The 26,732-nt window shown below is 65.4% G+C and carries 24 protein-coding genes and 1 pseudogene; 4 read left to right on the top strand and 21 right to left on the bottom strand.

Features of this window, described 5'->3' with window-relative positions; genetic code table 11:
• Positions 1–45: 45 nt before the first annotated feature.
• The 4 genes from A5625_RS21405 to A5625_RS21390 form a co-directional block, all read right to left on the bottom strand.
• On the bottom strand, positions 46–1,197 hold the full coding sequence (locus A5625_RS21405; RefSeq protein WP_066998662.1) for a ferredoxin reductase: 1,152 nt from the start codon (positions 1,195–1,197) through the stop codon (positions 46–48).
• 136 nt (positions 1,198–1,333) lie between these two features.
• Positions 1,334–1,858 carry a hypothetical protein gene (locus A5625_RS21400; RefSeq protein WP_066998613.1) on the bottom strand — a complete coding sequence of 175 codons (525 nt, stop codon included), beginning with the start codon at positions 1,856–1,858 and terminating at the stop codon, positions 1,334–1,336.
• 61 nt (positions 1,859–1,919) lie between these two features.
• Entirely contained in the window at positions 1,920–2,780 is an 861-nt protein-coding gene (ppk2, locus tag A5625_RS21395) for a polyphosphate kinase 2 (protein WP_066998611.1), read from the bottom strand.
• A gap of 41 nt (positions 2,781–2,821) precedes the next feature.
• Entirely contained in the window at positions 2,822–4,243 is a 1,422-nt protein-coding gene (locus A5625_RS21390; protein WP_066998608.1) for a wax ester/triacylglycerol synthase family O-acyltransferase, read from the bottom strand.
• 198 nt (positions 4,244–4,441) lie between these two features.
• Here A5625_RS21390 and A5625_RS21385 point away from each other — a divergent pair, with 198 nt between their 5' ends.
• Positions 4,442–5,011 (top strand): Rv3235 family protein, encoded by a 570-nt coding sequence (locus tag A5625_RS21385; protein ID WP_066998605.1) that lies wholly within the window; start codon positions 4,442–4,444, stop codon positions 5,009–5,011.
• 13 nt (positions 5,012–5,024) lie between these two features.
• Here the strand turns inward: A5625_RS21385 and A5625_RS21380 are convergent, their stop codons facing one another.
• Positions 5,025–6,176: a cation:proton antiporter gene (locus A5625_RS21380; protein ID WP_066998602.1), complete on the bottom strand. Its 1,152-nt coding sequence runs from the start codon at positions 6,174–6,176 to the stop codon at positions 5,025–5,027.
• Between the two features lie 4 nt (positions 6,177–6,180).
• Positions 6,181–6,663 carry a cation:proton antiporter regulatory subunit gene (locus A5625_RS21375; protein ID WP_066998599.1) on the bottom strand — a complete coding sequence of 161 codons (483 nt, stop codon included), beginning with the start codon at positions 6,661–6,663 and terminating at the stop codon, positions 6,181–6,183.
• Positions 6,664–6,703: 40 nt separating this feature from the next.
• Here A5625_RS21375 and A5625_RS21370 point away from each other — a divergent pair, with 40 nt between their 5' ends.
• Positions 6,704–6,934, top strand: a complete 231-nt coding sequence (locus A5625_RS21370; RefSeq protein WP_066998596.1) for a hypothetical protein — start codon at positions 6,704–6,706, stop codon at positions 6,932–6,934.
• Here the strand turns inward: A5625_RS21370 and mddA are convergent.
• Positions 6,931–7,695, bottom strand: a complete 765-nt coding sequence (gene mddA / locus A5625_RS21365; RefSeq protein ID WP_066998593.1) for a methanethiol S-methyltransferase — start codon at positions 7,693–7,695, stop codon at positions 6,931–6,933. The genes A5625_RS21370 and mddA overlap by 4 nt on opposite strands.
• A gap of 217 nt (positions 7,696–7,912) precedes the next feature.
• Here mddA and A5625_RS21360 point away from each other — a divergent pair, with 217 nt between their 5' ends.
• A complete protein-coding gene (locus A5625_RS21360; RefSeq protein WP_232003778.1) occupies positions 7,913–9,571 on the top strand; it encodes an ATP-binding cassette domain-containing protein in 1,659 nt (552 codons plus the stop codon).
• Positions 9,572–9,663: 92 nt separating this feature from the next.
• Here A5625_RS21360 and A5625_RS21355 read toward each other — a convergent pair whose 3' ends face one another.
• From A5625_RS21355 to A5625_RS21290, 14 genes are all read right to left on the bottom strand, one after another.
• A complete protein-coding gene (locus A5625_RS21355; protein WP_066998659.1) occupies positions 9,664–10,473 on the bottom strand; it encodes an adenylate/guanylate cyclase domain-containing protein in 810 nt (269 codons plus the stop codon).
• Between the two features lie 70 nt (positions 10,474–10,543).
• Positions 10,544–12,094, bottom strand: a complete 1,551-nt coding sequence (locus A5625_RS21350) for an HD domain-containing phosphohydrolase (protein ID WP_066998587.1) — start codon at positions 12,092–12,094, stop codon at positions 10,544–10,546.
• A gap of 120 nt (positions 12,095–12,214) precedes the next feature.
• Positions 12,215–15,043, bottom strand: a complete 2,829-nt coding sequence (gene secA, locus A5625_RS21345; RefSeq protein ID WP_066998584.1) for a preprotein translocase subunit SecA — start codon at positions 15,041–15,043, stop codon at positions 12,215–12,217.
• Between the two features lie 93 nt (positions 15,044–15,136).
• Positions 15,137–15,802: a ribosome hibernation-promoting factor, HPF/YfiA family gene (gene hpf, locus A5625_RS21340; protein ID WP_066998581.1), complete on the bottom strand. Its 666-nt coding sequence runs from the start codon at positions 15,800–15,802 to the stop codon at positions 15,137–15,139.
• 333 nt (positions 15,803–16,135) lie between these two features.
• Entirely contained in the window at positions 16,136–16,768 is a 633-nt protein-coding gene (locus A5625_RS21335) for a ComF family protein (protein ID WP_066998578.1), read from the bottom strand.
• 29 nt (positions 16,769–16,797) lie between these two features.
• Positions 16,798–17,157 (bottom strand): non-heme iron oxygenase ferredoxin subunit, encoded by a 360-nt coding sequence (locus A5625_RS21330; protein ID WP_066998575.1) that lies wholly within the window; start codon positions 17,155–17,157, stop codon positions 16,798–16,800.
• A gap of 9 nt (positions 17,158–17,166) precedes the next feature.
• Positions 17,167–17,664 carry an aromatic-ring-hydroxylating dioxygenase subunit beta gene (locus A5625_RS21325; RefSeq protein ID WP_066998572.1) on the bottom strand — a complete coding sequence of 166 codons (498 nt, stop codon included), beginning with the start codon at positions 17,662–17,664 and terminating at the stop codon, positions 17,167–17,169.
• Positions 17,661–18,977, bottom strand: a complete 1,317-nt coding sequence (locus tag A5625_RS21320; RefSeq protein ID WP_066998569.1) for an aromatic ring-hydroxylating dioxygenase subunit alpha — start codon at positions 18,975–18,977, stop codon at positions 17,661–17,663. The genes A5625_RS21325 and A5625_RS21320 overlap by 4 nt, the downstream gene beginning before the upstream one ends.
• A gap of 268 nt (positions 18,978–19,245) precedes the next feature.
• Positions 19,246–20,595, bottom strand: a complete 1,350-nt coding sequence (locus A5625_RS21315) for an NAD(P)/FAD-dependent oxidoreductase (protein ID WP_197516177.1) — start codon at positions 20,593–20,595, stop codon at positions 19,246–19,248.
• Between the two features lie 92 nt (positions 20,596–20,687).
• On the bottom strand, positions 20,688–22,250 hold the full coding sequence (locus tag A5625_RS21310; protein ID WP_082984497.1) for a GMC family oxidoreductase: 1,563 nt from the start codon (positions 22,248–22,250) through the stop codon (positions 20,688–20,690).
• Between the two features lie 101 nt (positions 22,251–22,351).
• A complete protein-coding gene (locus A5625_RS21305) occupies positions 22,352–23,071 on the bottom strand; it encodes an SDR family NAD(P)-dependent oxidoreductase (protein ID WP_066998566.1) in 720 nt (239 codons plus the stop codon).
• Between the two features lie 31 nt (positions 23,072–23,102).
• Positions 23,103–24,125 carry a nitronate monooxygenase family protein gene (locus A5625_RS21300; RefSeq protein WP_255398017.1) on the bottom strand — a complete coding sequence of 341 codons (1,023 nt, stop codon included), beginning with the start codon at positions 24,123–24,125 and terminating at the stop codon, positions 23,103–23,105.
• Positions 24,118–24,909: a Crp/Fnr family transcriptional regulator gene (locus A5625_RS21295; RefSeq protein WP_082984496.1), complete on the bottom strand. Its 792-nt coding sequence runs from the start codon at positions 24,907–24,909 to the stop codon at positions 24,118–24,120. The genes A5625_RS21300 and A5625_RS21295 overlap by 8 nt, the downstream gene beginning before the upstream one ends.
• Positions 24,910–25,524: 615 nt before the next feature.
• Positions 25,525–26,361: a class I SAM-dependent methyltransferase gene (locus tag A5625_RS21290; RefSeq protein ID WP_066998560.1), complete on the bottom strand. Its 837-nt coding sequence runs from the start codon at positions 26,359–26,361 to the stop codon at positions 25,525–25,527.
• 72 nt (positions 26,362–26,433) lie between these two features.
• On the opposite strand from A5625_RS21290, the pseudogene A5625_RS21285 reads away from it, so the two are divergent.
• A pseudogene (locus A5625_RS21285) lies at positions 26,434–26,732 on the top strand (hypothetical protein); the annotation flags it as partial.

The following is a 26,732-nucleotide window of genomic DNA, read 5'->3' as shown; positions in this document are numbered from 1 at the left end:
ACGCTATCGTAACCTACGAAGCCGTAGGTTACCTATGAGTAGCCTTTAAATGTCGAGCACGCAATCGCCGGATGCGGCGGACACACAGGTCTGCACCCGGGTCCCGGCGTCATGCTCCTGGCCGGTGCGCAGATCACGGACGTGACCTTCCACCAGGCTCACCACGCACGACTGGCAGATTCCCATCCGGCAGCCGAAGGGCATCTGCACGCCGGCGCTCTCGCCGGCATCCATCAACGACGTCGCCGCATCGGCAGCGACGGTGCGTCCGCTTCGGGCGAAGCTCACTGTCCCGCCGGCACCGGTGGGTGCGGCCTTGGACACCGCGAACCGTTCCAGATGTAAGCGCTCGCCGATGCCGGCCGCCGACCAGACCCGCTCGGCCTCGGTGAGCATGCCTTCCGGACCGCACGCCCAGGTCTGACGCTCGCGCCAGTCCGGCACCTCGGCGTCCAGCACGGAAAGGTCGAGGCGGCCCTGGGTGCGTGTCTCGCGCAGTCGCATCCGGTAGCCGGGGTGCTCGCTGGCCAGCGCGGCCAACTCCTCGCGAAACATCACGTCGGATTCAGTGGGCGCCGAGTGGAGATGGGTGATGTCACCAATTTGGTTGCGGCGCACCAGCGTTCGCAACATCGACATCACCGGTGTGATCCCCGAGCCCGCGGTGAGGAACAGGATTGACCGGGGCGCCGGATCTGGCAGCACGAAGTTGCCCTGCGGTGCGGCAAGCCGGACGATGGTCCCCCGCTCGACGCCGGCCACCAGATGCGACGACAAGAACCCCTCCGGCATCGCCTTGACGGTGATGGTCACGGTGCGTGCCGAAGCGGACCCGGACGTCTCGGCCGGGCTGGAGGTCAGCGAATACGACCGCCAGCGCCAGCGCCCGTCCATCAGCAGTCCGATGCCGATGTACTGGCCGGGCTGGTAGTCGAAGTTGAAGCCCCAACCCGGTTTGATGACCAGGGTCGCGGAGTCCTCAGTCTCGCGGCGCACCGCCAGGATTCGCCCACGCAGTTCGCGTGCCGACCAGAGCGGATTGGCGAGATGCAGATAGTCGTCGGGCAACAGCGGCGTCGTGATACGCGCGGCGAGCTTGCGCAGCGCGTGCCAGCCGGGATGCCGGTCCGCGCCGGCGACAACAGGTCGCGTGGTGTCGACGACGTTGCCCGTAATCGATGGGTTACGTCTGCCCAGGGGAAGCTCCTGCTCACTACGCGGCGTTTGTCTAACACTCACATTGTGATCGATTCTGTGCGCTTCACGAAACCTACGGTACCGTAACTTACGGTGTCGTAGCTAGCGCTGCGGAGCGTGCTGCCTCACATCGGCGTCAGAGCAGCTCCAGCAGGAATGGCAGCTCCTGGCTCGCGTACCAGGCCAAATCGTGGTCTTGCGCATCGCCGACGATCAGGTCGGCATCCTCATCCCCCAGATCGGCGGCGTCCACCGCTTCGATGGCCTTCGCCACCGCCGGTTCGGCTCCGGCGTTGTCGACGTAGACGGCGATCACGTCGTCGATCGAGACCGGGCCCGACAGCCGGACCACGGCGTCGTCCAGGTCGGGGCGGTAGGTGATGCCCTCGACCTCGGCGGCCAGCACCGCGCGTCGGGGCGGCAGGGCTCCCGCGCCGGCTTCTTGCGCTGCTTCGGTCTCCGCAGCGGCCAGCAGACGCAGCGACGCCAGCGCCGCCTCGCGCAGCGCCACCTCGGCGAGTTCGTCGTCGTCGCCCTCGGCATAGGCCTCGCGCAACATCGGTGTCAGCGCGAACGCCGTGCCATTGACCGGCCACAACGAGCCGTCGGCGACCAGCTGCTGCAGCATCGCCAGGGTGGCGGGGATGTAAACGACAGTCATGGTGTGCTCCGATTGTGGCGACCCGGCGCCATCGGCTGCGCCGCTGTTGCGGTCGCCACGGCTAGATCAGCGTGGCGGCGTAGTCGTCGACGTAGGTCGACAGCTCACGCGGCGGGCGCTGGTAGTTACCGGTCACAACCGGACGCCCCGGCAGCTTGACCTTGGGCATCGGGACATCGTGATAGGCGATCGTAGACAATAAATGAGCCATCATGTTCAGTCGGGCATGTTTCTTGATATCGGATTCCACTACGTACCACGGACTTTCCCGGGTATCGGTGTGCACCATCATCTCGTCCTTGGCGCGTGAGTAATCCTCCCACCGGTATACCGATTCCAAGTCGATCGGGGACAGCTTCCATCGCCGGACGGGATCGTTGAGGCGCGCTTTGAACCGGCGCAGCTGTTCGGCCTCGGAGACCGAGAACCAGTATTTGCGCAGCAATATCCCGTCATCGATGAGCATCTGCTCGAAGATCGGCGTCTGCCGCAAGAACAGTGCATATTCCTGCGGCGTACAGAGTCCCATGACTTTCTCGATGCCCGCCCGGTTGTACCAGGACCGGTCGAACAGCACGATCTCGCCTTTGGTGGGCAAGTGGGCGATGTAGCGCTGGTAATACCACTGGCCGCGTTCACGATCGGTGGGGACGGGCAGCGCGGCGATGCGAGCGGTCCGTGGGCTGAGGTATTCGGTAATCCGTTTGATAGCACCGCCCTTGCCCGCGGCGTCACGGCCTTCGAAGATCACCACCAGTCGCGCCCCGGAATACCGGACCCACTCTTGTAGCTTCACCAATTCCGTTTGCAGCCGGAACAATTCGGCCTCATAGACCTCGTCGGAAATCCTGGCCGCTGCCGGCGGGGCCGACTTCTTTTTGTGCGCCTTTGCCGACGAGGCGTCGTTTTTTGTGGTGCTCACAACAACGAATAATAGCCCTACGCAGGGGTTTTCACCGCCGACTAAGACCGGGAAGCCTCCAGCAATTCCTCGAGCGCCTGGTTCAGCAGCCCAGGCAGCAAATCGACATCGCTCATGGCTTCGCGGTCGGCGTTGATTCCGTAATAGAGATCGCCGTTATAGGACGTGACACCGATGGCCAGCGCCTGATTGTGCAGCAGCGGTGGCACCGCGTAGGTCTCCAGCAATTTGGTGCCGGCGATGTACATCTGCGACTGGGCGCCGGGGGCGTTGGTGATCAACAGGTTGAATGTGCGCTTGGAGAAACTCGGGAAACTGCTCGCCACCCGGATGCCCATGGCGTGCAGCGTCGGAGGGGCGAAGCCCGAGAGTGTGACTATGGTCCGGGCGTCCACCAGCTGGGCAGCCGTCGGGTCGGACTCGGTGGCGTGCGCGATCTGCGAGAGCCGCACCACCGCATTCGGCTCCCCCACCGGCAGGTCGACCAGAAACGGCACCACCTGGCTCATCGCCTGCCCGGGACCACTCGTGTCGAAATTGTCGTCGGCGTACACCGACAGCGGCGCCATCGCCCGTACCGTTGCGGTCGGTGAGACCGCCACTCCGCGTGACATCAACCAGTTACCCAGTGCGCCAGCGATCACCGCGAGCACCACGTCGTTGACGTCGCAGTCGTAGCGCGCGCGCACGGTGCGGTAATCCTCCAGGCTGCCGCGGGCGACGGTGAATCGCCGATGCCGCGAAACGGTCGCGTTCAGTGGACTGCTGGGCGCGGTCCCCCGCGCCACGGTGCGCACGAAATCGACGACCCGGCGGCCCGCGCCGAGCAGCTCGCCGTGGTTGGTCACCATCCCGCCGACCACCGACCCGAGGGCCTGGAGCTGGGCGCCCGGGCCGACGAACCAGTCGCCTAACGCGCCCAAAATCAGCCGGGTCTTCCCGGGGTCGCGCTCCGGTATCCAGATGTCTTCGGGAAACGGCGGCGGGCGTTTCGTGCGATCGGCGATGACGTGGTTGACCTCCAGCGCCGTCATGCCGTTGATCAGTGCTTGATGCGATTTGGTGTACAGGGCGACACGGTTTTTGGACAACCCTTCGACCAGGTACATCTCCCACAGCGGCCGCGACTTGTCCAGCGGCCGCGCGGCCAGCCGCGCGATCAGCTCGTGCAACTGCTCGTCGCTGCCCGGGGAGGGCAGCGCCGATCGCCGCACGTGGTAGGTGATGTCGAAGTCGTTGTCATCGATCCACACCGGCCGGGTGGTGCCGACCGGCACTTCGCGCACCTTCTGCCGGTAGCGCGGTATCTGGGGCAGCCGCTGTTCAACGGTCGCCAGCAGCGTCTCGTAGCTCAGCCCGGCACGCGGCCGGCGCAGGATCGACAGCGACCCGACATACATGGGGGTGGCGGTGTTTTCCCGTCGGTAGAACGACGCGTCCGCCGGGGACAAGCGACTCACCATGCGGCGCTGTCCTCCTGGTCAGTTCGTCGCCCGTGCGCCGGGGGGGACCGATTTCCCGCCCACGGTAATCGTCCGACCGGGCCTGTGTCAGCGCGGGTACGCGTGCGGTCGAGTTGTGCCATGATGACCACTGACTAACCGCTGTCTGCGCCTCTCCAGCAGGCTCCCGGGTCCGTCCGACGAGATGGAGAGTGCGCGTTGAACACTGGTCCTGCAGCGAATCCGTCTGACACCTTCACCGTCGTACCAGTCGTCGACTACGAGCCGCCGCCACAGGACGTACCGCGCACCGTCCCGGCGTGCCACCAGTCCACCCGGCCCCCGTTGCGTCGCGGCAGCAGCCACGCGCCGCCCCGGCCCTATACCGGGCAACCCAGTCGCGCGCCGGCACCGGAGTCCTGCGTGGTCATGTCCGCGCGGCTGCGTCAGGCAGCGGTCTTCGCCGACGCCGCGCTGCGGCGGGTGCTGGAAGTCATCGACCGTCGCCGTCCCGCCGCCCAGTTGAATCCGCTGCTGGCCCCGAGCCTGGTGGATTCGGTTGCCGCGGTTGGCTGTTCGGCGGCGAGCCACGTGTCCGGTCATCGGGGTGCCGCGGTGCTGCGCCGCATGCGGCTGCAGCCGGCCGGTCACCGTGATCCGGAGTCGGCGGCCGAGGTTTTCGGTTCCTACAGCCGCGGGAACCGGATTCACGCGATCGCCTGCCGGGTGGAGCAGATCACCACGGCAGTCGGATCTCGGTGGATGGTGGTGGCCCTGCACATCGGTTGACCGCGGCCACCGGTCAGTTCGCCGCGCCGGCCGCCCGCGGACCGCCGGTGTAGCGGGTGAGCACGGGCCCCAAGATCGCCATGACGAACACGTAGGACGTCGCCAGCGCCGCGACGGCGGGCAGCGACTTGCCGGCCAATCCGATGATGATCAACGAGAATTCACCGCGCGCAATCAGTGCGGTGCCCGCGCGCAGTTGCCCGCGCCGCGCCACTCCGTCATGCCGCGCGGCGAAGATCCCGGTGGCGACCTTGGTCGCGGTCGTCACCGCGGCCAGGATCAGCGCCGCGGGGAGCATCGGAACCAACTCGTGCGGGTCGACCGAGTAGCCGATCGCCAGAAAGAAGATGGCGGCGAACAGATCGCGCAGCGGGCCCAGCACCTGGCGGGCCCGTTCGGCCGTCTCGCCTGTCAGGGTGAGGCCTACCAGGAACGCGCCGACGGCCGCCGAGGCATGCAGCGACTCGGCCATCGCCGCCACGATCAGGGTGATGCCCAGCACCCGCAGCATGAGTTGTTCGGAGTCGGGGTGTTGCACCAGCCGTTCCACGTGGTGGCCCCAGCGGTAGGACGCCGCGAACGCCGCCACCAGGGCGCCCACCGCGACCACCATGCCGCCGACGGCATGCAACCACCCGCCGCCCGAGGCCAGGACCGCGAACAGCGGCAGATAGGCCGCCATCGCGAAATCTTCGAGGACCAGCACCGACAGCACGGCCGGCGTCTCGCGGTTACCGAGCCGGTGCAGATCTTCCAGCAGCCGCGCGATGACGCCCGACGAGGAGATGTAGGTGACGCCGGCCAGGCACAGGATGGCTACGCCGTCCAGTCCCAGCAGCCAGCCGGCGATCGCGCCGGGAGTCGCATTGAGGACGACATCGACGGCCGCAGACGGCAGGTGGTGACGCATGCTGCTGGAGAATTCGGCCGCGGAGAACTCGCAGCCCAGGGTCAGCAGCAGCAACACCACGCCGATGGGTGCACTGGTCGTGATGAACTGTCCGCCGGTGGCTAACGGGAGGATGCCACCCTTGCCCAGGGACAGGCCCGCCAGCAGGTACACGGGTATCGGCGAGAGAGCGAATCGGCGTGCGGCGGCGCCCAATACGGCAAGAGTGGCCAGGAGGGCGCCGAGTTGCAATAGCAGCGTCCCCGAAATCTGCACCGGCTCAACCTTTGTCGATAATCTTCTCGACGCCCGCGATGCCGTCTTCGGTGCCGATCACGATCAAAACGTCTTGAGCGCGCAGCATTTCGGCGGGCCCGGGTGAGGCGAGCACTTCCTCGTTACGCACGATGGCCACGATTGACGCCCCGGTGCGGGTGCGGGCCCGAGTGTCTCCCAGCGGGTGATCCACGAACGGGCTGCCGACCGGAATGTGCACCTGCCTGGTCTCGAGCCCCGGTATTTCTCGGGCCAGCTCGGTGAACCGCTCGGCGATCCGCGGCGCTCCCAGGATCTGGGCAACGGCCTCCGCCTCTTGGTCGCTGAGGTGCAGCAGCGGCCGGGCCTCGTCCGGATCCTCGCGGGCATAGACGACGACGTCGAAGTCGCCGCTGCGCCGAGCGACGATGCCGATGCGGTCGCCCTTCTGGTCGATGAATTCGTAGCGAAGACCGACCCCGGGGAGCAGCACCTCCTTGACATCCATATGTCAATCCTGACAGGTCGCTTGCCGCTACGGTAAGCGGATGGACGGAAACACGCTCAGCGTCGAGCGTGTCATCAAGGCGCCGCCGGGCGCGATCTTCTCGCTATTGGCCTCCGCCCCGGAAAGCACCGCCGGCACGCTGCTGCGTGAGACCTGGGACGTGTCGCGGGACAAGCGGAAGCGGATGATCACCAGCGGTTCGATGCCGCGACAGACCGAGCGGGGAATGGCCGCAACGCTGGAGCGGATCGCCGCGCTGCTGGAATGCTAAGCCAGCGGCGCGGGTTGGCCAGGGTTCCGGCGTGGCCGGCGTCCCAGCGGCAGCAGCCTGGGTACCTCGCGGCGGTAGTTGAGGTAGTCATCGCCCAGCGCCTCCACCAGGTCGTGCTCCTCAATCCGCGTGGCGACCAGGATGTAACCCGTCATCACGATGGAGAACAGCAGGCGTCCGGCCGTCATGGTGGGCGCCGCCCAGAAGGCGATGAGCATACCGAGCATGAGCGGATGGCGCACCAGCCGGTAAAAGAACCGGACGCGGAAATCAAGGTTGGTGTAAGGCTTTGCGCGCGAAGCCAAATACACCTGCCGTAGCCCGAACAGGTCGAAATGGTTGATCATGAAGGTCGAGGCCAGCGCGATCGCCCAGCCGAGCCAGAACAACGTCCACAGCGCCAAGCGCCCGAGCGGTAGTTCTACCTTCCAGATGACGGCCCCCATGGTGCGCCACTGCCAGTACAGCAACCCCAGCACGACGCTGGACAGCAGCACATAGGTGCTGCGCTCTATCGACGACGGCACGAGTCGGGTCCACCGGATCTTGAACGCCGGGCGCGCCATGACGCTGTGCTGCAGGCCGAACAGTCCGAGCAACACCATGTTGACCACCACCGCCTGGCCGATGGGCGCGGATAGCCCGTGATCGACCGTCCGCGGAACCCAGAAGTTGCCCAAGAAGGCGATGAGATACAAGAACGAGGCAAGAAACAGCAGATAAGCGGCGGCGCCGTAGCCGACCGTCAGGTAACGCTTCATTAGCTGATTGTGCGCCTCATCGGCGCCCGCACATATAGGTCATTTGCCTCAATTTCAGCCAAAGTGCCCTCCATTTGAGGCAAACGCCTCATGTAGCGGCACCCGCGGCGGACCGATGATCGCCCGTGACAGGCCAACCTCGAGAAAGTTCGGAGACCAGATCATGAGCGAATCGACATGCCCAGCCATCGAACTGCTGGGTGATCACCCGGAGCAAATGCCGGACGGCGCACGGATCGACGCCGTCGACGTCAGCCGGCGCGTGCGTGGCCGGCAACTCCTGCACACCATGTCGCTGTCGGTGGAGCCGGGCGAACTGGTCGCCATCGCGGGCGGCAGCGGAGCGGGCAAAACCACGTTGTTGGAGGTCCTCGCGGGATTGCAGCCTCCGTGTACCGGAGAACTTCGGCACGACGGCGTCGCCCGCCGCGCCGGCGCTGGCGCGAAAGTCGGCTACGTGCCCCAAGACGACATCATCCATCTCGAGATGCCGTTACGCCGCACCCTGCGCTACGCGGCGCTGCTGCGGCTCCCCGGCCACACCGGTGCACGTGAGGCGGAACGAATCGTCGACGAGACGCTGCACAGCCTCGATCTGGCTGATCGAGCCGATGTGCCGGTGCGTCAGCTGTCCGGCGGTCAGCGCAAGCGGGCCAGCATCGCGGTGGAGTTGCTGACTCGGCCACGCCTCTTCTTTCTCGACGAACCCACCTCCGGGCTCGATCCCGCAACCGCCGCTGAGGTGATGCGACTGCTGCGCCGGCTCAGCCAATGCGGTGTCACCGTCGTCCTCACCACCCACGAGCCGGCCGCCATCGAGCAGTGCGACCGCGTGGTCTTCCTGGCCCGCGACGGCCACCTGGCCTTCACCGGCAGTCCGGACGCGGCCCGCCGTTATTTCCGCGTGCAAAACCTCACCGAGGTGTACGAGCGACTGGCGGCGGAGCGCACTCCGCGGACCTGGGCGGAGCGATTCGCGCAGAGCCGCAAGGCATCAGCCGCCCGGTCCGGCTTCACTCGCCAGGTCGCTGCCGCGCCGACTGACGTCGATCGCACGGGCATGGTCCGGCAATGGTGGCTGCTGACCCGGCGCAATGTCGATGTTCTCGTCCGTAATCGGCTCACCCTCGCTATCCTGCTCGGCTCGCCGGTGCTGGTGACGGTGATGATGGCGACGTTGTTCAAACGGGGTGCGTTCGATCCCGGTGACGCCGCCGGCGTCGGCCCCGCCCAGATGGTGTTCTGGATTGCGTTCGACGGCTTCTTCTTTGGGCTGACGTACGGTCTGCTTCAGATCGTCGGCGAGATGGCCGTATTCCGGCGTGAGCGCCTGGCCGGGCTCAGCGTGAGTGCCTATGTCGCGTCGAAGGTGACGGCGCTGCTTCCGGTTCTGGCGGGAGTGAGCGCGGTGTTGCTGATAGTGCTGCGCGCGCTTGGTCGGCTCCCCGCGCTCGGCTGGCACGTGTACGCCTTGCTGTTCACAACGATTGTGATCGAAGCGATTTCAGCACTGGCGCTCGGCCTTTTCGCCTCGGCCGCCGTCTCCAACGCCGCGCAAGCGGCCCTGGCCCTGCCGATGCTGTGCTTCCCGCAGGTGCTGTTCGGTGGCGCCATCGTGCCCGTCGACCAGATGGCCACGCCCGGGCGCCTGATGAGCCTGGTGCTGTCCAACCGGCACGCCTTCGATGCGTTGGGCCGCGACCTGCAACTCGACCGCTACACCACCACACTGCCCGCCATGTCCGCCTACCGGCAGACCTTTGAAGGCGGCAATGCGGTGAGCCTCATCGCGCTCGCCTCATTCGCCGTCGTCCTCACCCTGGCGACCGCGTGGCTGCTGGACCGGCGATCCCGGCCCGGTGCGGCCACCCGATGACGGCAATGCCGATCCCGCGGTCCTCTACCGGGACCGCGGGCTCGGCCGTCTGTAATCCCACGGGGCACAACGAAGTTGAATTCGGCGCGGGCTCAGGCTTTGTGGACGAAGACGTCGACCGGCTCGTCTTGCCCGCGCAGGTTTAGCGTGCGCCGCGCCATGTCGGCCGTCATTTCGTCGGTGACCCCGCTGGCGATCAACAACTCACCACCGGCGGCGTGCTGTTGCATCCGGGCCGCTGCGTTCACCGGACGGCCGAGGGCGGTGAAGTCGACGACGGCCCCGCCGACGTTGCCCACGTACGCGATACCCGCGTGCACACCGACGCCGACGTCCAGCCAGGGTCCGCCCGCAGTGCCGTATCCCACCGCTTCGAGCAGGTCGATGCCCGCCTGGACGGCCCGTTGCCGATAATTCGGCCCGCTGATGCCTTGGACGAAGAACGCCATCACTTCGTCACCGATGAGTTTGTCGATCACCGCGTCATGGCGCAGCAGGGTTTGTGTTGCGGCACAGTAGAACCGGTTGAGCAGCGCAGCGAAGTCCGCGGCGGCCCGACAGTGCCCCAGCGCCGTGGAACCGCGAACATCGGCGAACAGCACCGCGATGTCGACCTCCGCTCCCCCCTGCGGCAGCGCATCGCAGCACCGCATGCACAGGTTGGGGTTCTTGCGCGATCGGCGGAAGCCGGCCACGGCGAAGAGCCGGCCCACGGGTCCACCGAATGGGTTGTTGCACAGCTTGCATCGCGGTGCCGAGGGCAGGTAGCGAAACGCGTGCCTTGCCCGGACCAGGGACGCGTGGCCGTCGGTGAGCACCCGTCCCCAAAGCGCCGTCGAGGGCGCCGGTTGCCGTTCCAACGCGACGGCCGCGGCCGTGGGGCCTCTGGCATTGCTGGTCATGGGGAAATGTTCGCCCCGATTCGCCCACCGGCGCATGGGGCATCCACCCCATTCATCGGGCTTCAGCGGGTCAGTTGGGTGTGCCGCCGGCCAGGCCGTGCCGGGTCGCGTACAGGCTGGCCCCGATCCGGTTCGACACCCCGATCTTGGCGTAGATGTGTTCGACGTGGTTACGTACCGTCTTCTCGGAAATCCATAGCGCCGAGGCGATCTCTTTGTTGGAGTGCCCCTGTGCGACGTGGAGCAACACCTCGGCCTCGCGCCGCGTCAACCCCGCCGGCCTGGCGGCTCTGCGCGACGGCCGGTGGCCCGCGGCCTGCAACACGGCTTCGACCGCATCGCCGTCCAGGCGGCCGCGGACCGCTTCGTCGCGCAGTTTCCCGGCCGCGGCGGCCCCGTCCCGCGCATCCCGGTAGGGTCGCGGTTCCATTGAGGAGCAATAGCTTTCGGCGGCAGCGAGCAGCCGGTCGCGAACCGACAGGTCCTCACCGCGCAGGCCGTTCGGGTAGCCCGAGCCGTCCAGTCGCTCGTGATGGTTCACCGCGACCTCCCGGACGGCCTTCAGCCCACCGACCCGGGCCAAAATCCTGCCGGTCAGATAGGGATGCAAATGCACGCGCTCGCGTTCGACATCGGTCAATGCGTCCGGCTTTTCCCACACCCGGTTCGACACACCGATGCGACCGAGATCGTGCACGTAGCCTGCGCGGCGCAGGACATCGATTTCGTCCTGCGGCAGCCCGGCGCACTTTCCGGCGCTCTCCGCCAGCTGCGCGACGGCACGCGAATGGCCCAGGGTGAACGGGCATTTCAGATCCGCGAAGTCGCCCATCGCGCACAGCAGTCGGTCCAGCCCGGGACCGCTCAGCGCTTCGCCCGGATCTGGAGCCAGGCCGGCAGCGGTCGACCAGACGTCTTCGTGCTCGCGCAGCAAGTCGTCGGCGGCTGCGGTGAACACCGCGACGATATCCGGGTCGAACTGCTTGCCGCTGCGACGGCGAATCTCTGCGATCGCCGCACTCGCGCCGTAAGCGCGGTGGTGCACTTCGGCGATGTCGGAGATCTGCGCCACCCGCATGGCCACCGGTATCTGGTTTCCGGCGGCCCCGGCGGGAAGCCCGCTGCCGTCCCATCGTTCGTATGCATACGGCAGGGCTTGACACACATCGGCGCCCAGGCCGATCTCTTCGGCGAGCAGCGCAGCCGACAGGCAATGGGAGTGCACCAGCGCGCCGAGATTCCCGCGCCCGTCCCAGAGAACTTTGGCCGCCAACTGGGCTCGTTTCGGCAACGTCGCCCCACGGCCCAGATTGCTTATCAGAAAACGGCGGTATGGCGCGCCGGACCAGTCAATGTAGTGGCTGTCATGTCGCACCGCGATGTCGTCGCCGAACCACTGCGCATACTCGTGCGAGTCGGCGTGACAGCCGATCCACATCACCAGCGCCGTGTAGAAAACCGTCCCGCGCTCACGCTCGTCGAGTCCGAGCCGCATCGCCAATCGCGAGCCGATCGCCGCGGACCGCAGCATGTGATCCATCGGCTGCCCCAGCCCGAGGTCGATCGCCAGCGATAGCGCGGCCAGGACGTCAGTCCGGGACACGGCTCCGTCGAAGGGCATGGAACTCGCCCCTTTCTCGACTCCTCACCAGCGCGGCATCACCGTAGCCACACACAAGCCGATGCCTGTTAAGCGTAGGGCATGGGGGTTGCTGCCGGGTCGAGAAACGTTGGCCGGTGGCTAGCGCCGCTTGACCGACTTGGGCGGCTTGGCCCCGCGGCCTTGTTGCCGCGCCGCGGCGCGCCGCTCGCGCCGGCTGGCGCCGCCGGGGACCCCGGCCGGTGCCCGGCCATCGCCGCCGTTGCGCTGCACCGCCGCCGAGCCATCCTCCGAGGGTCCGGAGTAGGTCATGGCCGGTGCCTCGTTTTCAATCCCCTTGGCGCGCAGCTGCGTTGGAGCCTCTTCGCGCACCGCCGTTGCGGCACCGCTCTGCGGGCCGGCTGCGGCGGTGGCGAATTCCGCCAGCCCTTCGGGCGCTTCCACCGGCGCGACCTGCGGGCTGGGCACCGCCTCGACGGTGACATTGAACAGGAATCCGACCGACTCTTCCTTCATGCCGTCGAGCATCGCCATGAACATGTCGTAGCCCTCGCGCTGGTATTCGACCAGCGGATCGCGCTGCGCCATCGCACGTAACCCGATGCCCTCCTTGAGGTAGTCCATCTCGTAGAGGTGCTCCCGCCACTTGCGGTCGATGACGTTGAGCAGCACGTTGCGCTCCAGCTGACGCATGGCGCCCTCGCCCGCTATCTTCTCGAGCTCGGCTTCCCTTGTGGCATAAGCATTTTCGGCGTCTTTGAGCAGCGCCTCGAGCAGCTCCTCGCGGGTGAGGTCGTCGCGGTCGGAGTCCGCGTCGTGGTGAGTGAGCGTCTCGTGCTCGATGCCCACCGGGTACAGCGTCTTCAGCGCCGTCCACAGGGCTTCCAGATCCCAGTCCTCGGCGTAGCCCTCGACGGTCGCGCCGTTGACATAGGCGGTGACCACGTCGCGGACCATGTCCAGCGCCTGCTCCTTGAGGTTCTCGCCCTCCAGGATGCGGCGGCGCTCGGCGTAGATCACCTTGCGCTGCTGGTTCATCACCTCGTCGTACTTCAGGACGTTCTTGCGGACCTCGAAGTTCTGCTGCTCGACCTGGGTCTGGGCGCTCTTGATCGCCCGGGTGACCATCTTGGCCTCGATGGGCACGTCGTCGGGCAGATTCAGCCGATTGAGCATCGCCTCGAGCGCGGCGCCGTTGAACCGGCGCATGAGTTCGTCACCCAGCGACAAGTAGAACCGCGATTCGCCCGGGTCACCCTGGCGGCCGGAGCGGCCACGCAACTGGTTGTCGATGCGGCGCGACTCGTGGCGCTCGGTGCCGAGCACGTACAGGCCGCCGGCTTCGATCACCTCTTCGGCCTCTTTGGCGGCCTCCTCCTTGACCTTGGGCAGTTCCTCGTGCCAGGCCGCCTCGTATTCGTCGGGCGTCTCCACCGGGTCCAGTCCGCGCTCGCGCAGTCGCTGGTCAGCGAGGAAGTCGGGGTTGCCGCCCAGCACGATGTCGGTGCCGCGGCCGGCCATGTTGGTGGCCACCGTGATACCGCCGCGACGGCCTGCGACCGCGACGATGGTCGCCTCCTGCTCGTGGAACTTCGCGTTGAGCACGTTGTGCGGCACGCGGCGCTTCTGGAACTGCCGCGACAGGTACTCCGAGCGCTCGACGCTGGTGGTACCGATCAGCACCGGCTGGCCCTTTTCGTAGCGCTCGACGACGTCGTCGACCACGGCGATGTACTTGGCTTCCTCGGTCTTGTAGATCAAGTCGGACTGGTCGGCGCGGATCATCGGCTTGTTGGTCGGGATGGGCACCACACCGAGCTTGTAGATCTCGTGCAGCTCGGCCGCCTCGGTCTGGGCCGTACCGGTCATGCCGGCCAGCTTGTCGTAGAGCCGAAAGTAGTTCTGCAGCGTGATGGTGGCCAGCGTCTGATTCTCGGCCTTGATCTCGACGTGCTCCTTGGCCTCGATGGCCTGGTGCATGCCCTCGTTGTAGCGGCGGCCGTAGAGCACGCGGCCGGTGAACTCGTCGACGATGAGGACCTCGCCGTCGCGGACGATGTAGTCCTTGTCGCGGTTGAACAGCTCCTTGGCCTTCAGCGCGTTGTTCAGGTAGCTGACCAGCGGCGAGTTGGCGGCCTCGTAGAGGTTGTCGATGCCCAGCTGGTCCTCGACGAACTCCACGCCCAGCTCGTGCACGCCGACGGTGCGTTTGCGCAGGTCGACCTCGTAGTGGGTGTCCTTCTGCATCAGCGGCGCCAGCCGGGCGAACTCGAGGTACCAGTTGGAGGCGCCGTCGGCGGGCCCGGAGATGATCAGCGGGGTGCGGGCCTCGTCGATCAGGATGGAGTCGACCTCGTCGACGATGGCGAAGTTGTGGCCGCGCTGGACCAGGTCGTCGAGCGAATGCGCCATGTTGTCGCGCAGATAGTCGAACCCGAACTCGTTGTTGGTGCCGTAGGTGATGTCGGCGTTGTAGGCCACCCGGCGCTCGTCGGGTGTCATCTGGGCCAGGATCACGCCGACGTCCAGGCCGAGGAAGCGGTGCACGCGGCCCATCCACTCGCTGTCACGTTTGGCCAGGTAGTCGTTGACGGTGACGACGTGCACGCCCTTGCCGCCGATGCCGTTGAGGTAGGCCGGCAACACCGAGGTCAGGGTCTTGCCCTCACCGGTCTTCATCTCGGCGACGTTCCCGAAGTGCAGCGCCGCCGCGCCCATCACCTGAACGTCGAACGGACGCTGGTCGAGCACCCGCCAGGCCGCCTCGCGGGCCACCGCGAACGCCTCGGGCAGCAGGTCATCGAGGCTTTCGCCGTCGGCGTGCCGCTTCTTGAACTCGTCGGTCTTGGCCCGCAACTCGGCGTCGGTGAGCTTCTCGGTCTCGTCGGACAAGGTGTTGACGTAGTCAGCCACCCGCTTCAGACGCTTGAGCATGCGACCTTCGCCAAGGCGCAGCAACTTCGACAGCACAGCTATGTCCCCTGTTGGTAGGAGTCTTCTCTTGAGCGACTCCCATGGTAGGCGACGAGGCCCCAACGGCCGCCGAACCTCAGGCGAGCCTGATCAGCCCAGTCGAATCAACCCGTAGTCGTAGGCGTGCCGTCGGTAGACGACACAGGGCCGTTCGGTCTGCTTGTCGTGAAACAAGAAGAAGTCGTGCCCGACCAGCTCCATTTCGTAGAGCGCGTCGTCAACCGTCATCGGCGTGGCCGGGTGCTCCTTGGTCCGCACGATCCGCCCGGGCTCGTGGTCGTTTTCCACGCCGTCGCGTTCGGCGGCCGGGGGCTGCGCCGCGGTGTCCGGGGCGGGCGGCGGCACCGCGGTGGCGGCGGCCAATGACACCGGCGTCTTGTCCCCGTAGTGAACCTTGCGGCGATCCTTGACCCGGCGCAGCCGGTTCTCCAGCTTGTCGACCGCGGACTCAAAGGCGGCGTAGAAACTGTTGGCACAGGCCTCCGCGCGGGTCACCGGGCCGCGGCCGCGCGCGGTGATCTCGACACGCTGACAGAATTTGCGCTGACGCCGGTTGGGCGCGTGCTTGAGCTCGACATCAAAAAGGTAGATGGAGCGATCGAACCGCTCGAGGCGGGCGAGTTTTTGCGAGACGTATAGACGGTAGTGATCGGGGATTTCTACGTTGCGGCCTTTGAACACGACATCGGCGGTGGTTGTCGGTTGGTCTTGCCCATTGGTGACGGGCGGTTGGTCCAGGATCTGACCTGAATCCACGGATAGCCTTGACATACGTGACAACTCGTTTCTCTTTCACGTCGCACGCGCCCTGCGTGCCCGGCTGTTTGATGCGCCGACGAGGTGGGAGCGGTTCGAGACTGGCTACCGCCGCAGGCTGCCCGCCGGTGCAAGGTGTCGATTACTCACCCCTTCCCGCAAATGGGTCTCACCTGGAAGAAATGGCGACCAGTGAGTCAGTCCGATGAGTCGTTCTTCGTTGTTCTCGACGTTAGCTCGTGTTCGCCTGCAGATGCCACTAATTTGGTCGAGCTGTTGCGAGTTCTTCACATGCTCTTGGCACGTTCATGGGTTCTGCCCAGCCGGGCCGATTCACACCGCGGCGATCGCCAGCACCGCGGCGACCCGAAGCCCGGCGGCGTGCAGGGTCCGCACCGACTCTCGCGCCGTCGCACCGGTGGTGACAATGTCGTCGACGACCATGACTTCGGTGCGCGGCAGTTGGCCGCACAGCACCACGCGGCCGGTGATGTTGCTCTCGCGCGCGGCGATGCCCAACCCCACCGAGTCACGCGTCAGCGCCTTGAGCCGCAATGCCGGCGCGACGGTGATCTCCGGATGGTGTGCCACCGCGGCGCGCGCCAGCCGGGCCACGGGGTCGCCGCCGCGCCGGCGGGCGGCCGAACGCCGGGTTGGTGCGGGCACGATGGTCAGCGGGGTCGGCACGATCCCCCACGACAGCAGCCGGTGCACGCCGATGGCCAGGGCACGCGCCAGGGGTTCGACGAGATCGGTGCGGCCCTGCTCCTTGAGCGCCAGGATCGTCTGCCGGCGCGCGTTGGCGTAGCGGCCGAGCGCGAACACCGGGACTCCAGTGTCGATGCGCGGGTTCACCACGTGCGGCTGATCGGCGGGCACCGACAACTCGCCGGCGCACGCGTCGCACCAGCGGGTCGACGGCGCCCCGCAGCCGCCGCATTCGGCCGGGAGGAACAGGTCGAGCACGGCGCTAGTGTGGCGCTCGGGTGTGACAGCTACTCGGCCGCCGACAGTTCGGCGGAGTGCTCGTCCGTGGCGCTTTCCGCGTCGTCCGGGATCTCGATCATCACCTGGCCGTCGCGCACGACCACGGGGTAGGTCGTCAGCGGTGCCCGAGCGGGCAGACACAGTGGGCGGCCGTCGCGGACGTCAAAGCGTGCCATGTGCAGCGGGCACACCACTTCGTAACCTTCCAGTTCGCCATTCTCACCCAAGGACCAATGCTCGTGGCTGCAGGCATCTTGGGTCGCGTAGTACTCACCGTCGACGCGAAATACCGCGACGTGCGGCGCGGTGGCCACCGGCCGGGAATCGCCGTCTTCGAGTTCGTCGGCGTTGCAGGCGAATACGAGCATCGGTCGCGCTTACAGGATGATGCTGATCTTGCCGTGGGGATCGAGGACATCGTGATCCAGCGTGGCCTTTCGCCGGTGGATCCGAAGGCCTTTGGCGGTAACGGCCAGCACGTAGTCATAGCGCCCCACGTAAGTGACCTCCACGCCGTGGTGTATCCGAAAGACCGCGAAGTTGGCCGCGACGTTCAGCCGACGGTCGGTGCGGGCCAGGATGCGCACGTTGCTGATCAGCCGTCGCGTCCTGGAATGGGGATACTCCGCGTGGGCGGTCGGCTTGTTCAGTCGCCGCACCCTTTCTTCGAGCAGCGGGCGCCGGTCGCGTATCAGCGCGAAGCTTCCCTCGATCGCCTCGTCTGGCCGGTCGCACGCGGGTACCTCATAGACGCAACCCGGGGTGAACAGATCCAGCCAGTCCTCCAAGCGCCACTCGTCGAGCAGCGCAGCTTCGAGGTACAGGAATTCTTCGACGTCCGCGCGGGTGACCGGAGCAACGGCCGCGGCGGTCATCCCACGCCGCCGGACGCTGTGTGCTCCTTGGGGCCGAGGTAGGAGATGTCATAGCGAGGCCCTTCGGGAAGGGCCGGTCTGCCGGTAAGCGCCGTGTTCCACTGCCGCCAAAAAGCCCGCATCTGCAACTCGTCGAGAACGGTGGGTTCGGCGGCGTTCATGCCGCGCGAAATATCCGACCACTGCACCTCTTTCATCGCCGAATACCCTCGCTGGCATAGCTCGAGACCTGCTATGTCGTCCGGAGTGGCCAGTCCTGCGGGTCCCCAGAAGCTCATCGCGTTGTCCAGTCGATAGGACTTCAGGTCCTCGGGCATATCGGCGGGCATCAGCTGCCAACCGGTGATCTCGGTTCGGTCGGGGGCAACGGGAAACATGGTGCGGACCTGGATGCCGAAGTTCAGGTCGATGAGAGCCAGGTTGGGGAACGCGATCAGGTTGCGGCTGGTATTGAGCATGCGTCTCGTGTGCGCTTCGCCCAGCCGCAGCACGACATCTTCGCGTCGCCGGGAGATGGCCGTCAGGATCTCCTCGGACATCAGCGGCATGCCCAGTTCGGGGCTTTCGGCCACCGCGTGGCCATTGCCCAATGACACCGCCCTGCCGTTGCCCTGTTCGGCTGCCAGGCCCGGGGTGACTCCGAGGTTGAGCATCATTTCGAAATACGTCTGGTGGACGCTGAACGCGTGGTAGCCGTCGCAACTGTTTTCCATCAACAGCTTCCAGTTCGCATTCATCGAATACTCGTGGGTCCCGGCGACGATCCGCATGCCGAGCGGTGACTGGTCGGCCACCAGATCGAACAGGTACCGCGCGTCGGCGAGATAGGTTTCCAGGTCGGGGGTATCGGGGCTGTAGGTCAAGAAAGTGAATCCACGGTAGGTTTCGCAGCGGGGCCGGCACAGTCCATGTTCCGCTCTGCGGAAACCACCGCTGTAGGCGTCTTCACCGGGCACGCTGACCAGTGCGCCGGTGTCGTCATAGGCCCAGCCGTGGTAGAAGCAGGTGAAAACCTTGCGATTGCCCCGCTTTTCGCGACACACTTCCGCGCCGCGGTGGCGGCAGGTGTTGAGCATGACCTGTATCCGACCCCGGCGGTCGCGACTGTAGATCACCGATCTGTCCCCGACCCGGCGCGTTTGAAAGTCGTTCGGATTCGGCACTTCTGACTCATGTCCCACATAGAGCCAACAGCGGTCGAATATCCGCTCCCGCTCGAGCTGAAGGACTTCCGGAGACGTAAAGGCGCAGCGATGAACCCGAAAGATGCCCCATTCGCGGTCATCGATCACCAGCTGTTCGGGTACTGTCATTGATGCACTCCGTACCGTTCAGCGTGCGGCCGCCTGGTAATGATTAGCCGCACAAGGTATCTGGCTACATAAATCTCTACGCGCATTACCGTGTAACTGGATTCGATGGGGCGACGACTGCCATCGCTTCGGAGGCGTACGTGTCGCGTGGCGCCGCATCAGGCCGAGAGTCGTCGTCGGTCAACTCGACGTTTAGAGTCCGTGTCATATGCTATCGGCCTCCGTTGAGATATTCGCCGGTAACGCTATGCGGCTGACTCCGGTCGGTCTAGCCGTTTCGCGCAGATGACTGGACAGTCTGCGTGGCCACCGGCCCTCGATGTCGGTCGTGGCGACTTGTTGCTCTGGCGATCCGGAGCATCATGGCCGGGCGCAGCAGCCGAGCCGGTGGGTCGATCATCCCGATGACCCTCAAAAACTGTTCTGCCACAGCTGGGTCTGTGTGAGCGGCAATCATCACACGTTCCATATATGCGTTGGCGCTTCGCGTCAAAGCCGAACGTGATCCCGCTACCTCTGGTAGTGCCAGGTCGGCACCGACCGCCATGCGCCATGCCGGTGCAATGTTTTTCGCCGACGCGCGGAAGAACCGCCGTGGCAGTCGTCGACGTCCCCTCTGCAGACACTCGCCCAGCACGATAGCGTCCAGCGCGGCCACCGTCATGCCTTGGCCGTATATGGGATTGAAGCTGCAGATTGCATCCCCGACAACGACAAACCCGTCGGGAAGTCGCCGCATCTTGTCGTACCGCCGCCACCGGCTGGACGGCACCCGGTAGTGGGTTGTCTCCCCTACCGGCTGGGCCGCCCGGACTGCGTCAACCACGTCGGCCGGCGCGATCTGTTCAAGAAACCGCAGGATTTCAGGGCGCCCGGCCGGCGGCTCGTGTCCTGCTATCCCGATGAGGGTCAGCATCCACGTGTTGTCCTCATTGCCCAGCAGAACAAAGCCGACCGGCTGCCCCGGACCCGGCGCCCGGCTGATCACTTTCTTGTCGAGCGTGCCGTGTGGGATTCTCAGCACCTGACTGGCGTAGGTCGTCCGCACGACCACCTCGTCGACCGGCGGCCGGCCGTAACCGAGCTTCTCCAAAAAGACCGGCGCCCGCGAGGCCCGTCCGGCCGCATCGACCACCAGGTCTGCCGTCAGCGTCATCTCCCCTCTTCCGTCTCGGTTTGTCAGACGGACGCCGACAACCCGGTGGCCCCCATCCGGTGAAATCACATCGGCTGCGTCGAAACCGTCGAGTATGGTCACGTTGGGGAGGGCCCATACCCGTTGCCGTACACAGAATTCCAAAAACGGCCGGCTGGGGTAGTACTGCGCGTTCGCGGCCGGGTCTCGCAGCTTGCCGGTCCGCACCATTGCTCGACCGGCAAACGATACGTCGAGCTTCGAAAGGTCTCCATCGGCCCAGGCGGGCACGCCGTCGGTGAGAAGGTCGTTGAGAAATCCGGGGAACAACTCCCCCATGATCCGGGAGCACCGCGACAGCATCAGGTGACTATGCGAACCTTGGGGAACACCGCGCCGGTTGCGGAGGCCCTGCCGGAGCACATCTCGGTCCACCACGGTGACGGTCTCGTAATGATCTGCCAGCACCCTGGCGGCGAGCAAGCCACTGATGCTGGCACCGATGACTACGGCGCGCCGACCGGCTCTGGCATGGATGTCCCAACCACTAGAACATCCGCCGCCCTCGACCGCGGTCACGCCGAGGCCGCCAGACGGTACTCGGCCTTCATCTCTTCTGCGGCGCGCTCCCCGATGACGACGCAGGGCGCCATCGTGTTTGCACTGGTGATCCTCGGCATGATGGATCCGTCGGCTACCCGCAGGTTTTCGACGCCGTAGACCTTCAGGCTGCCGTCGACGACGGCCGACGGATCGCGGCCCATCTTCGCCGTGCCGACCAGATGCCAGAACGTGACCGCGGCGTCGCGTAGATAGGAAACCAGATCGCTGCCCCTCAGCGGCCCGGGCATCACTTCGCGTTTGACGAACGGACGCAGCGGCGGGGAATTGCCGACTTCACGCATGTCCTCGACTAATTTGCGGGCCAGCCGCAGGTCATCGGGATGCGACAGACCGTTGTGGACGACCCTGACGGGTTGGTCGGGATCCGCGCTGGTCAGTTCGACCACACCACGGCTTTTCGGTTGTGCCAGTGCACCGAGCAGCATCCAACCACTGCTGGGCAGCCCGAACCGGGCGATGTTTTCCGGACTCGCGAACACGATCGACCCTTGGCAGGCAAAGAAATCGGGCTCTGTACGCCCGCTGTGACTCGGCCAGAGCAGCATGGTGTCGCCGGAATTCTGCAGCGGCTCGTCGTCGGGCGCTTCCCAGATGCATGGGAAGCCGAGATGGTCGTGCAAGTTGCGTCCGACGCCTGGTGAGTCCTGGACTACCGGAATCCCCAAGCGCCGCAACATCCTATGGGCACCCACTCCGGAAACCATCAGCGTCTTCGGGGTATGGATCGCGCCCAGTGACAGCACAACCTCGGCTCCGGCACTAAAGTGCCGGACTTGGTCCCCATACTCGACCTCGACTCCGACGGCGCGGCCGAGTTCGATGATCACTCGTCGCACCAACGCGCCCGTCAGCACAGTCAGGTTGGGCCGGTCCATGTAGGGATACGTGTAACACCGGAAAATGGACTGGCGCTTGCCGCAACGGGCGCGCAGGTCCATGATCGCCGCACCACCATTGCCCTCCATCATCTTTCCGTTCGGATTGTCGAACCGGGCAATGCCGAGGCAGCTCGCGGCTTCCAGCACCGCGGGACCCGCCGGATGAGGATCCTGCTTCGGCTGCACGAAAACTGGACCGCCCGTGCCCCGGTATTCGCTATCGGGGACTCCGTGCCAGTCTTCGATGCGACGATAGATGCCCAGCACGGACTCGTAGCTCCACGCGTTGTTCCCGGACTCCGCGGCAAAAAAGTCCCAATCCGTCCGATGCCCTCGCGCCCAGGCCATCAGGTTGACACTCGAGCCGCCGCCCAGAACTTTGCCCATCGACAGCATCAGCTTACGGCCGTTGATGTGTGGATTCGGCTCGGCCTGGAACGCCCAATCCGTGGCGCTGCCCAGATTCGTATGCCACAGCGTCGATTCGGTGACAGACGGGATGTCATCGGTGCCCCCGGCCTCTAGCAGCAACACGCTGACGGCGGGGTCCTCGGCCAACCGCCGGGCGACCACGCAGCCGGACGATCCGGCGCCGCAAACGATGAAGTCGTAGGACTGCTTCAAGTCGGCCGCCAACCGGTTCTGGTTCTCTCGAATGCGTTGGGCCAGTCGATGATCGACGCTAATAGAATGATCAGTCGGCACTGGTCGTCACCTCTCTAATTTGTCGCTGTTTTTCAATGCCCGGCGCTCTGACCGCCATCGATGTGCAAGATTTCGCCGGTGACGAACGACGCGGTCTCCAGGTAGAGCGCGCCGTGGACGATGTCGGCGACGGCCCCTATCCGGTTCTGGGGATGCATTGCTGCATAGGTCGCGTGAGGATCCACACCGGTGTGCAGCGGCGTATCGATAACCCCCGGAGATATCGCGTTGAACCGTATACCCGTACGGGCGTATTCGATGGCCAGCGACCTGGTGACGGCGGCGATGCCCCCCTTGGTGAGCGCGGTCAACGCCGAGGGAATGGCTGAGTGCGGTTGCTCGACCAGGGCAGTGGTGATGTTAAGGACGTGGCCCGCAATTTTCTGCGTGAGCATTATGTCGATCACTCGTTGCGTAACCTGCACGAAGCCAGCGATATTCACCGAAGTCACCCGCGCGTAGTCGTCGAGACTGTACTTGTTGAACGGCTTGGAAATGAAGACACCGGCATTGTTGATCAGGGTGTCGATGCGGCCAAACCGTGCCACCGCCTCGACAACGACACGCTCGGCTATGGCGGGATCGGCGATATCACCTGCGACGGTCACGATTTCGGGATGTGACGATTCGGTAATCATGCGGGAGTTTGCGATAACCCGGTAACCGTGCTTTCGGTACGCCTCGACCAAACCCGCGCCGATCCCCCGTGACGCACCGGTGATGATCGCAACCTTCGAGTCGCTGAAATCCATTGCCTGCTGCCTTCCGTGATGGGTTGGCGGGTCAGCCCGCCAGCTCGCGAACGATGTCGCCGGCGGGGGCGGCCTGAACGGCAGGAAACCCGGTGCCCGCCCACATACCGACGCCGTGCGGATCGCCCAGCTTTACCGCGGCCGCCTGAATAGGTGCGGTCATCATGGCCACCTGCGGGAACCCCGATATCGACTCGGCGTCGTGGTCGTCGATGAATCGGTTTCGCAATGCGCGGGCGTAGCGCCCGGTGAATGCACGCGTGATCACGGTCTGGGTGAACTGGGGGTCACGCAGAGCCGCACGATGGACCGGATTGGTTCCGGCTTCATCCGCCAACAACAACGCCGTACCGACCTGTACGGCGGCGGCGCCAACATCGCGCAGGCGGTTCACATCGGCAGGATGCGCGAGCCCACCGGCCGCCACCACGGGACAGTCAAAACAGGTGACCAGGCCCGCCACCAGATCTTCGAGCGGATCGTCGGAAGGCGCGGCGAGCGCATCAAACGTCGACCGATGCCCGCCGGCGTCGGGCCCCTGGGCAACCAGGCCATCCACCCCGCAGCTGAGCGCGAGCATGGCTTCCCGGATCGTGGTTACGGTGGCGATGACCGTGATGCCGACATCGCCGAGGCGGTGACACTGCTGCGCGGTTGGTGAGCCAAAAGTGAACGACACCACCTCAGGTCGAAGCTCGCACACGACGTCGAGCTTGGCGGCCCACTCGTCGTCGTCATAACAGGGTTCGCCAACCACTACCCCGTATCGCTCGGCGTCCACCTCCAGAGTCGCCCCGAAGACGCGGAGCTGTGCCGCGGTCACCACGGCTTGTTGGGGCACAAAAAGGTTCACACCGATGGCGCCCGACGTCAGCTTTCTCGCGGCACGGATGGACTCGGCCAGGTCTTCGGCCGACAACATGCCCGCGGCGAGAAAGCCGAGGCCTCCGGCGTTGGTCACCGCCGCGGCCAACGAGGGGGTCGATGGTCCGCCCGCCATAGGAGCGCCCAGCACCCGAACGGCGAGATCGGCCAAGCGAAATCGGCTACGCACAACAAACCTCCCACGCATCCATCGCCCTCACGGACGCAAGAGCTTGGACATCAGGAATGAGAATGCTGTTGTGTTCCACGCGAATTAAGCCGCGAGCCTCGAGATTGAGCAACGTCGTGCAGATCCCCTCGGGCGCAACGCCCACCATGAGAGAAAAGTCGTTCAGTGTGAGGTCATGCACGATCCGCACTCCGTCGCCGTCCCGTCGCCCAAACCGCTTCATCAAGCACAGGAGCCGGCTCGCTAGACGGGCCTCAACGTCGGCGAAAGCAAACTCAACCAAAGCGTCCGCCCTCGCCTTCGCCCATCGGGCGAACAGGCGCAACACCTGATATCTGATTTCTGGATGCTGGGCCATCCAGTCCAGGAGTTGATTGCGCTCGATCGGCACCGCCACGACCTCGGTGAGCGTGGTTGCGCGCACTTGTTTCGAGCCCGGGTCGAAAAGTCTTACAGCACCGAATATCTCTGCGGGACCACGCACTGCCACGACAAGTTCGCAACCATCGGGACGCCGTAGCGAGATTTTGACCTTCCCTGAAACGATGACGTATATACGACCATCGGAGTTGTCATGCAGGTCTATGACGCGGCTGGGCGAAAACCGTTCGGGCGCGAGTTGCTTGGAGAAGGTGAATACTGCGTCTGGGTTCGTCCTGCTGAAGATTCCGCATGCGATCAGTGCCCGGTAAACAGCGGCGCTGCTCGGGACCTGCGCGGCTTGCGGTTCCGGGTTCGCATCATCGCGTGTGTCGAAAGTAGTGGTTTGCAACGCTTTCTCCATCGCTCACTCCCCCTTTGCAAGTCGTGCAGCACAACCCTTTGGCGCCATATACCCGGATGCACCTGGAGGGCAACTGCAAGGCGCGTAACACCGTTCACGCTAGGCGGGGTTCCAATGAACCGACTAGCCGTCGCACGCAGCTTGGTGGCCAGATTGCGATGGAGAAACACGTTAGCCCCGTGGCGGGCGATAGCGTCGTAAACGGTTCTTCCGCTTCGGCTTTGAAGCCGGACCCATGGATGACGTTCTTGATCCTGAACTCGCGGCGAGGACGGCAGGATTACCAAATTAGACCTATCCGACCTCGCGTCGGCGCGCACAGTCGAACGGCTCATGGTCGGCCACATACCGGAATGCGACTCGCGGATCCCGTTGAACGTCAGTAGTATTACGGTCCTGAGTCGACGGAATGTGGCGGCGCGCGTCTACGCACCGGCCGAGTGTTTGACCGCGGGGCCCGCGCTGTGTACTTGCACGCAGCGCGTATGTGATGGGCGGGCTGGCTACGGCCGATGCCACCGCCCGAATGATCGCCGACCGAGTCGAGGCCATTCGGCGAATGCCGCGCGTGGGAGCGGCTCGGCATCCGGGCCGTTAGCCCGGTGATGGCGGGTACTAGACCCGGGACGAGGCGCAGATCATCGCGGGCATGACGGCCGTCGCGTCAGCGGCAGCGGCTTCCTCGCGCAGCCGGCGTGCCAGGTTGTCAAGATCGGCCAACTCGGGCGAGAGCACGCCCATCCGTTCGGCCACCGGCAAAAGCGAGCGCCACGTCTCGACCACCAGAGCCATGATGTCGTCGTCGACGGCAGCGCCGATCGGCGCCCCGAGCGTAAGTCGCGGGGCATTCAGGCCCGCTTGGCAAAACAGCGTGCGCAGTGTGGTTCCGAAGTTCGGGTCGAGCCCGGCACCTGCGAAGGCTTTGACAGCGGCGTCTTTCACGGCCTGCCATAACGGAAGATCCGGGATGGTGCGCACTGCAGTACTATCCGATTCGCAGAATGCTATGAAGCCACCGGGACGTATCGTTGCGGCAAGCTGGCGCAGTGCTTCGACGGGGTCGGGCAGGTGCATCAGAATCAGCCGGCCGATCACGGCGTCGACGGGTTCATCCAACGCGATATCGGCGATAGAGGTTGTCTGGAAGCGGACATTATTTACCCCGCGGTCTGCGGCGATTGTGCGGGCGAACTCGACGATCCCGGCGGCCGAATCCACGCCGACCACCGTTCCGGTCGGCCCCACTAGCCGCGCCGCGAGGAACGACACATCCCCGGGACCGCATCCGACATCGAGCACCCGCATCCCCGGTCGCAGGCCCGCCAGACACAGTGCGTGTTCGGTGAAGTCGTTATGCAGCCGGCCTTGCAGCAACAGACGCTCGATCTCAGTGTTGGAATGACCAAGGACATATGTGCTGCCACTCGGCGGTGCGATTCGGTCGATACTCATGAGTTCGACGCTAAGGACGCGCCGGCACGGCGCCTAGCCGCCGTACGCACCGCTCTGGCCGGATTGCGCTAGGTGTTCAAGGAACAGCTTTTCCGGCCCGACAGCTTGCTCAATCGCCCGATGGTCGGGATGCCCTTCGTCGACAGCCTGGTGCGTGGGTTCCTGGTCCCCGCCGACCATTCACACCGCGACGCCGTCGTCGGGACGGATCGCGCTCAGGTTCCTGGCCGCACTATTCGCGCAGCGATCGACATCATCGAAGAGGAGGCGCACCTTCCCATGACGGTGTCTTCCCTGGCCGCACGCACCTACGTGAGCGTGCGCTCCCTACAGCAGGGCTTCCGCGTTCACGTCGGTACAACACCCATGAC

Origin of the sequence: Mycobacterium sp. 1465703.0 (assembly GCF_001672975.1) — a bacterium.
Taxonomy (GTDB): domain Bacteria; phylum Actinomycetota; class Actinomycetes; order Mycobacteriales; family Mycobacteriaceae; genus Mycobacterium.
The sequence above is the reverse complement of the archived record's forward strand: the minus strand, read 5'-3'. Positions and strand labels throughout refer to the sequence as shown.

Coding starts and splice junctions, on each gene's coding strand:
- mddA (WP_066998593.1), bottom strand. CDS start 7,695: ATGAAGCGTTACCTGACGGTCGGCTACGGCGCCGCCGCTTATCTGCTG.
- A5625_RS21330 (WP_066998575.1), bottom strand. CDS start 17,157: ATGCTCGTATTCGCCTGCAACGCCGACGAACTCGAAGACGGCGATTCC.
- A5625_RS21305 (WP_066998566.1), bottom strand. CDS start 23,071: ATGGATTTCAGCGACTCGAAGGTTGCGATCATCACCGGTGCGTCACGG.
- A5625_RS21390 (WP_066998608.1), bottom strand. CDS start 4,243: ATGGTGAGTCGCTTGTCCCCGGCGGACGCGTCGTTCTACCGACGGGAA.
- A5625_RS21290 (WP_066998560.1), bottom strand. CDS start 26,361: ATGAGTATCGACCGAATCGCACCGCCGAGTGGCAGCACATATGTCCTT.
- A5625_RS21350 (WP_066998587.1), bottom strand. CDS start 12,094: ATGCCCTTCGACGGAGCCGTGTCCCGGACTGACGTCCTGGCCGCGCTA.
- A5625_RS21295 (WP_082984496.1), bottom strand. CDS start 24,909: ATGGAGAAAGCGTTGCAAACCACTACTTTCGACACACGCGATGATGCG.
- A5625_RS21360 (WP_232003778.1), top strand. CDS start 7,913: ATGCCGGACGGCGCACGGATCGACGCCGTCGACGTCAGCCGGCGCGTG.
- A5625_RS21325 (WP_066998572.1), bottom strand. CDS start 17,664: ATGACCGCCGCGGCCGTTGCTCCGGTCACCCGCGCGGACGTCGAAGAA.
- A5625_RS21320 (WP_066998569.1), bottom strand. CDS start 18,977: ATGACAGTACCCGAACAGCTGGTGATCGATGACCGCGAATGGGGCATC.
- A5625_RS21400 (WP_066998613.1), bottom strand. CDS start 1,858: ATGACTGTCGTTTACATCCCCGCCACCCTGGCGATGCTGCAGCAGCTG.
- A5625_RS21370 (WP_066998596.1), top strand. CDS start 6,704: ATGGACGGAAACACGCTCAGCGTCGAGCGTGTCATCAAGGCGCCGCCG.
- A5625_RS21355 (WP_066998659.1), bottom strand. CDS start 10,473: ATGACCAGCAATGCCAGAGGCCCCACGGCCGCGGCCGTCGCGTTGGAA.
- A5625_RS21375 (WP_066998599.1), bottom strand. CDS start 6,663: ATGGATGTCAAGGAGGTGCTGCTCCCCGGGGTCGGTCTTCGCTACGAA.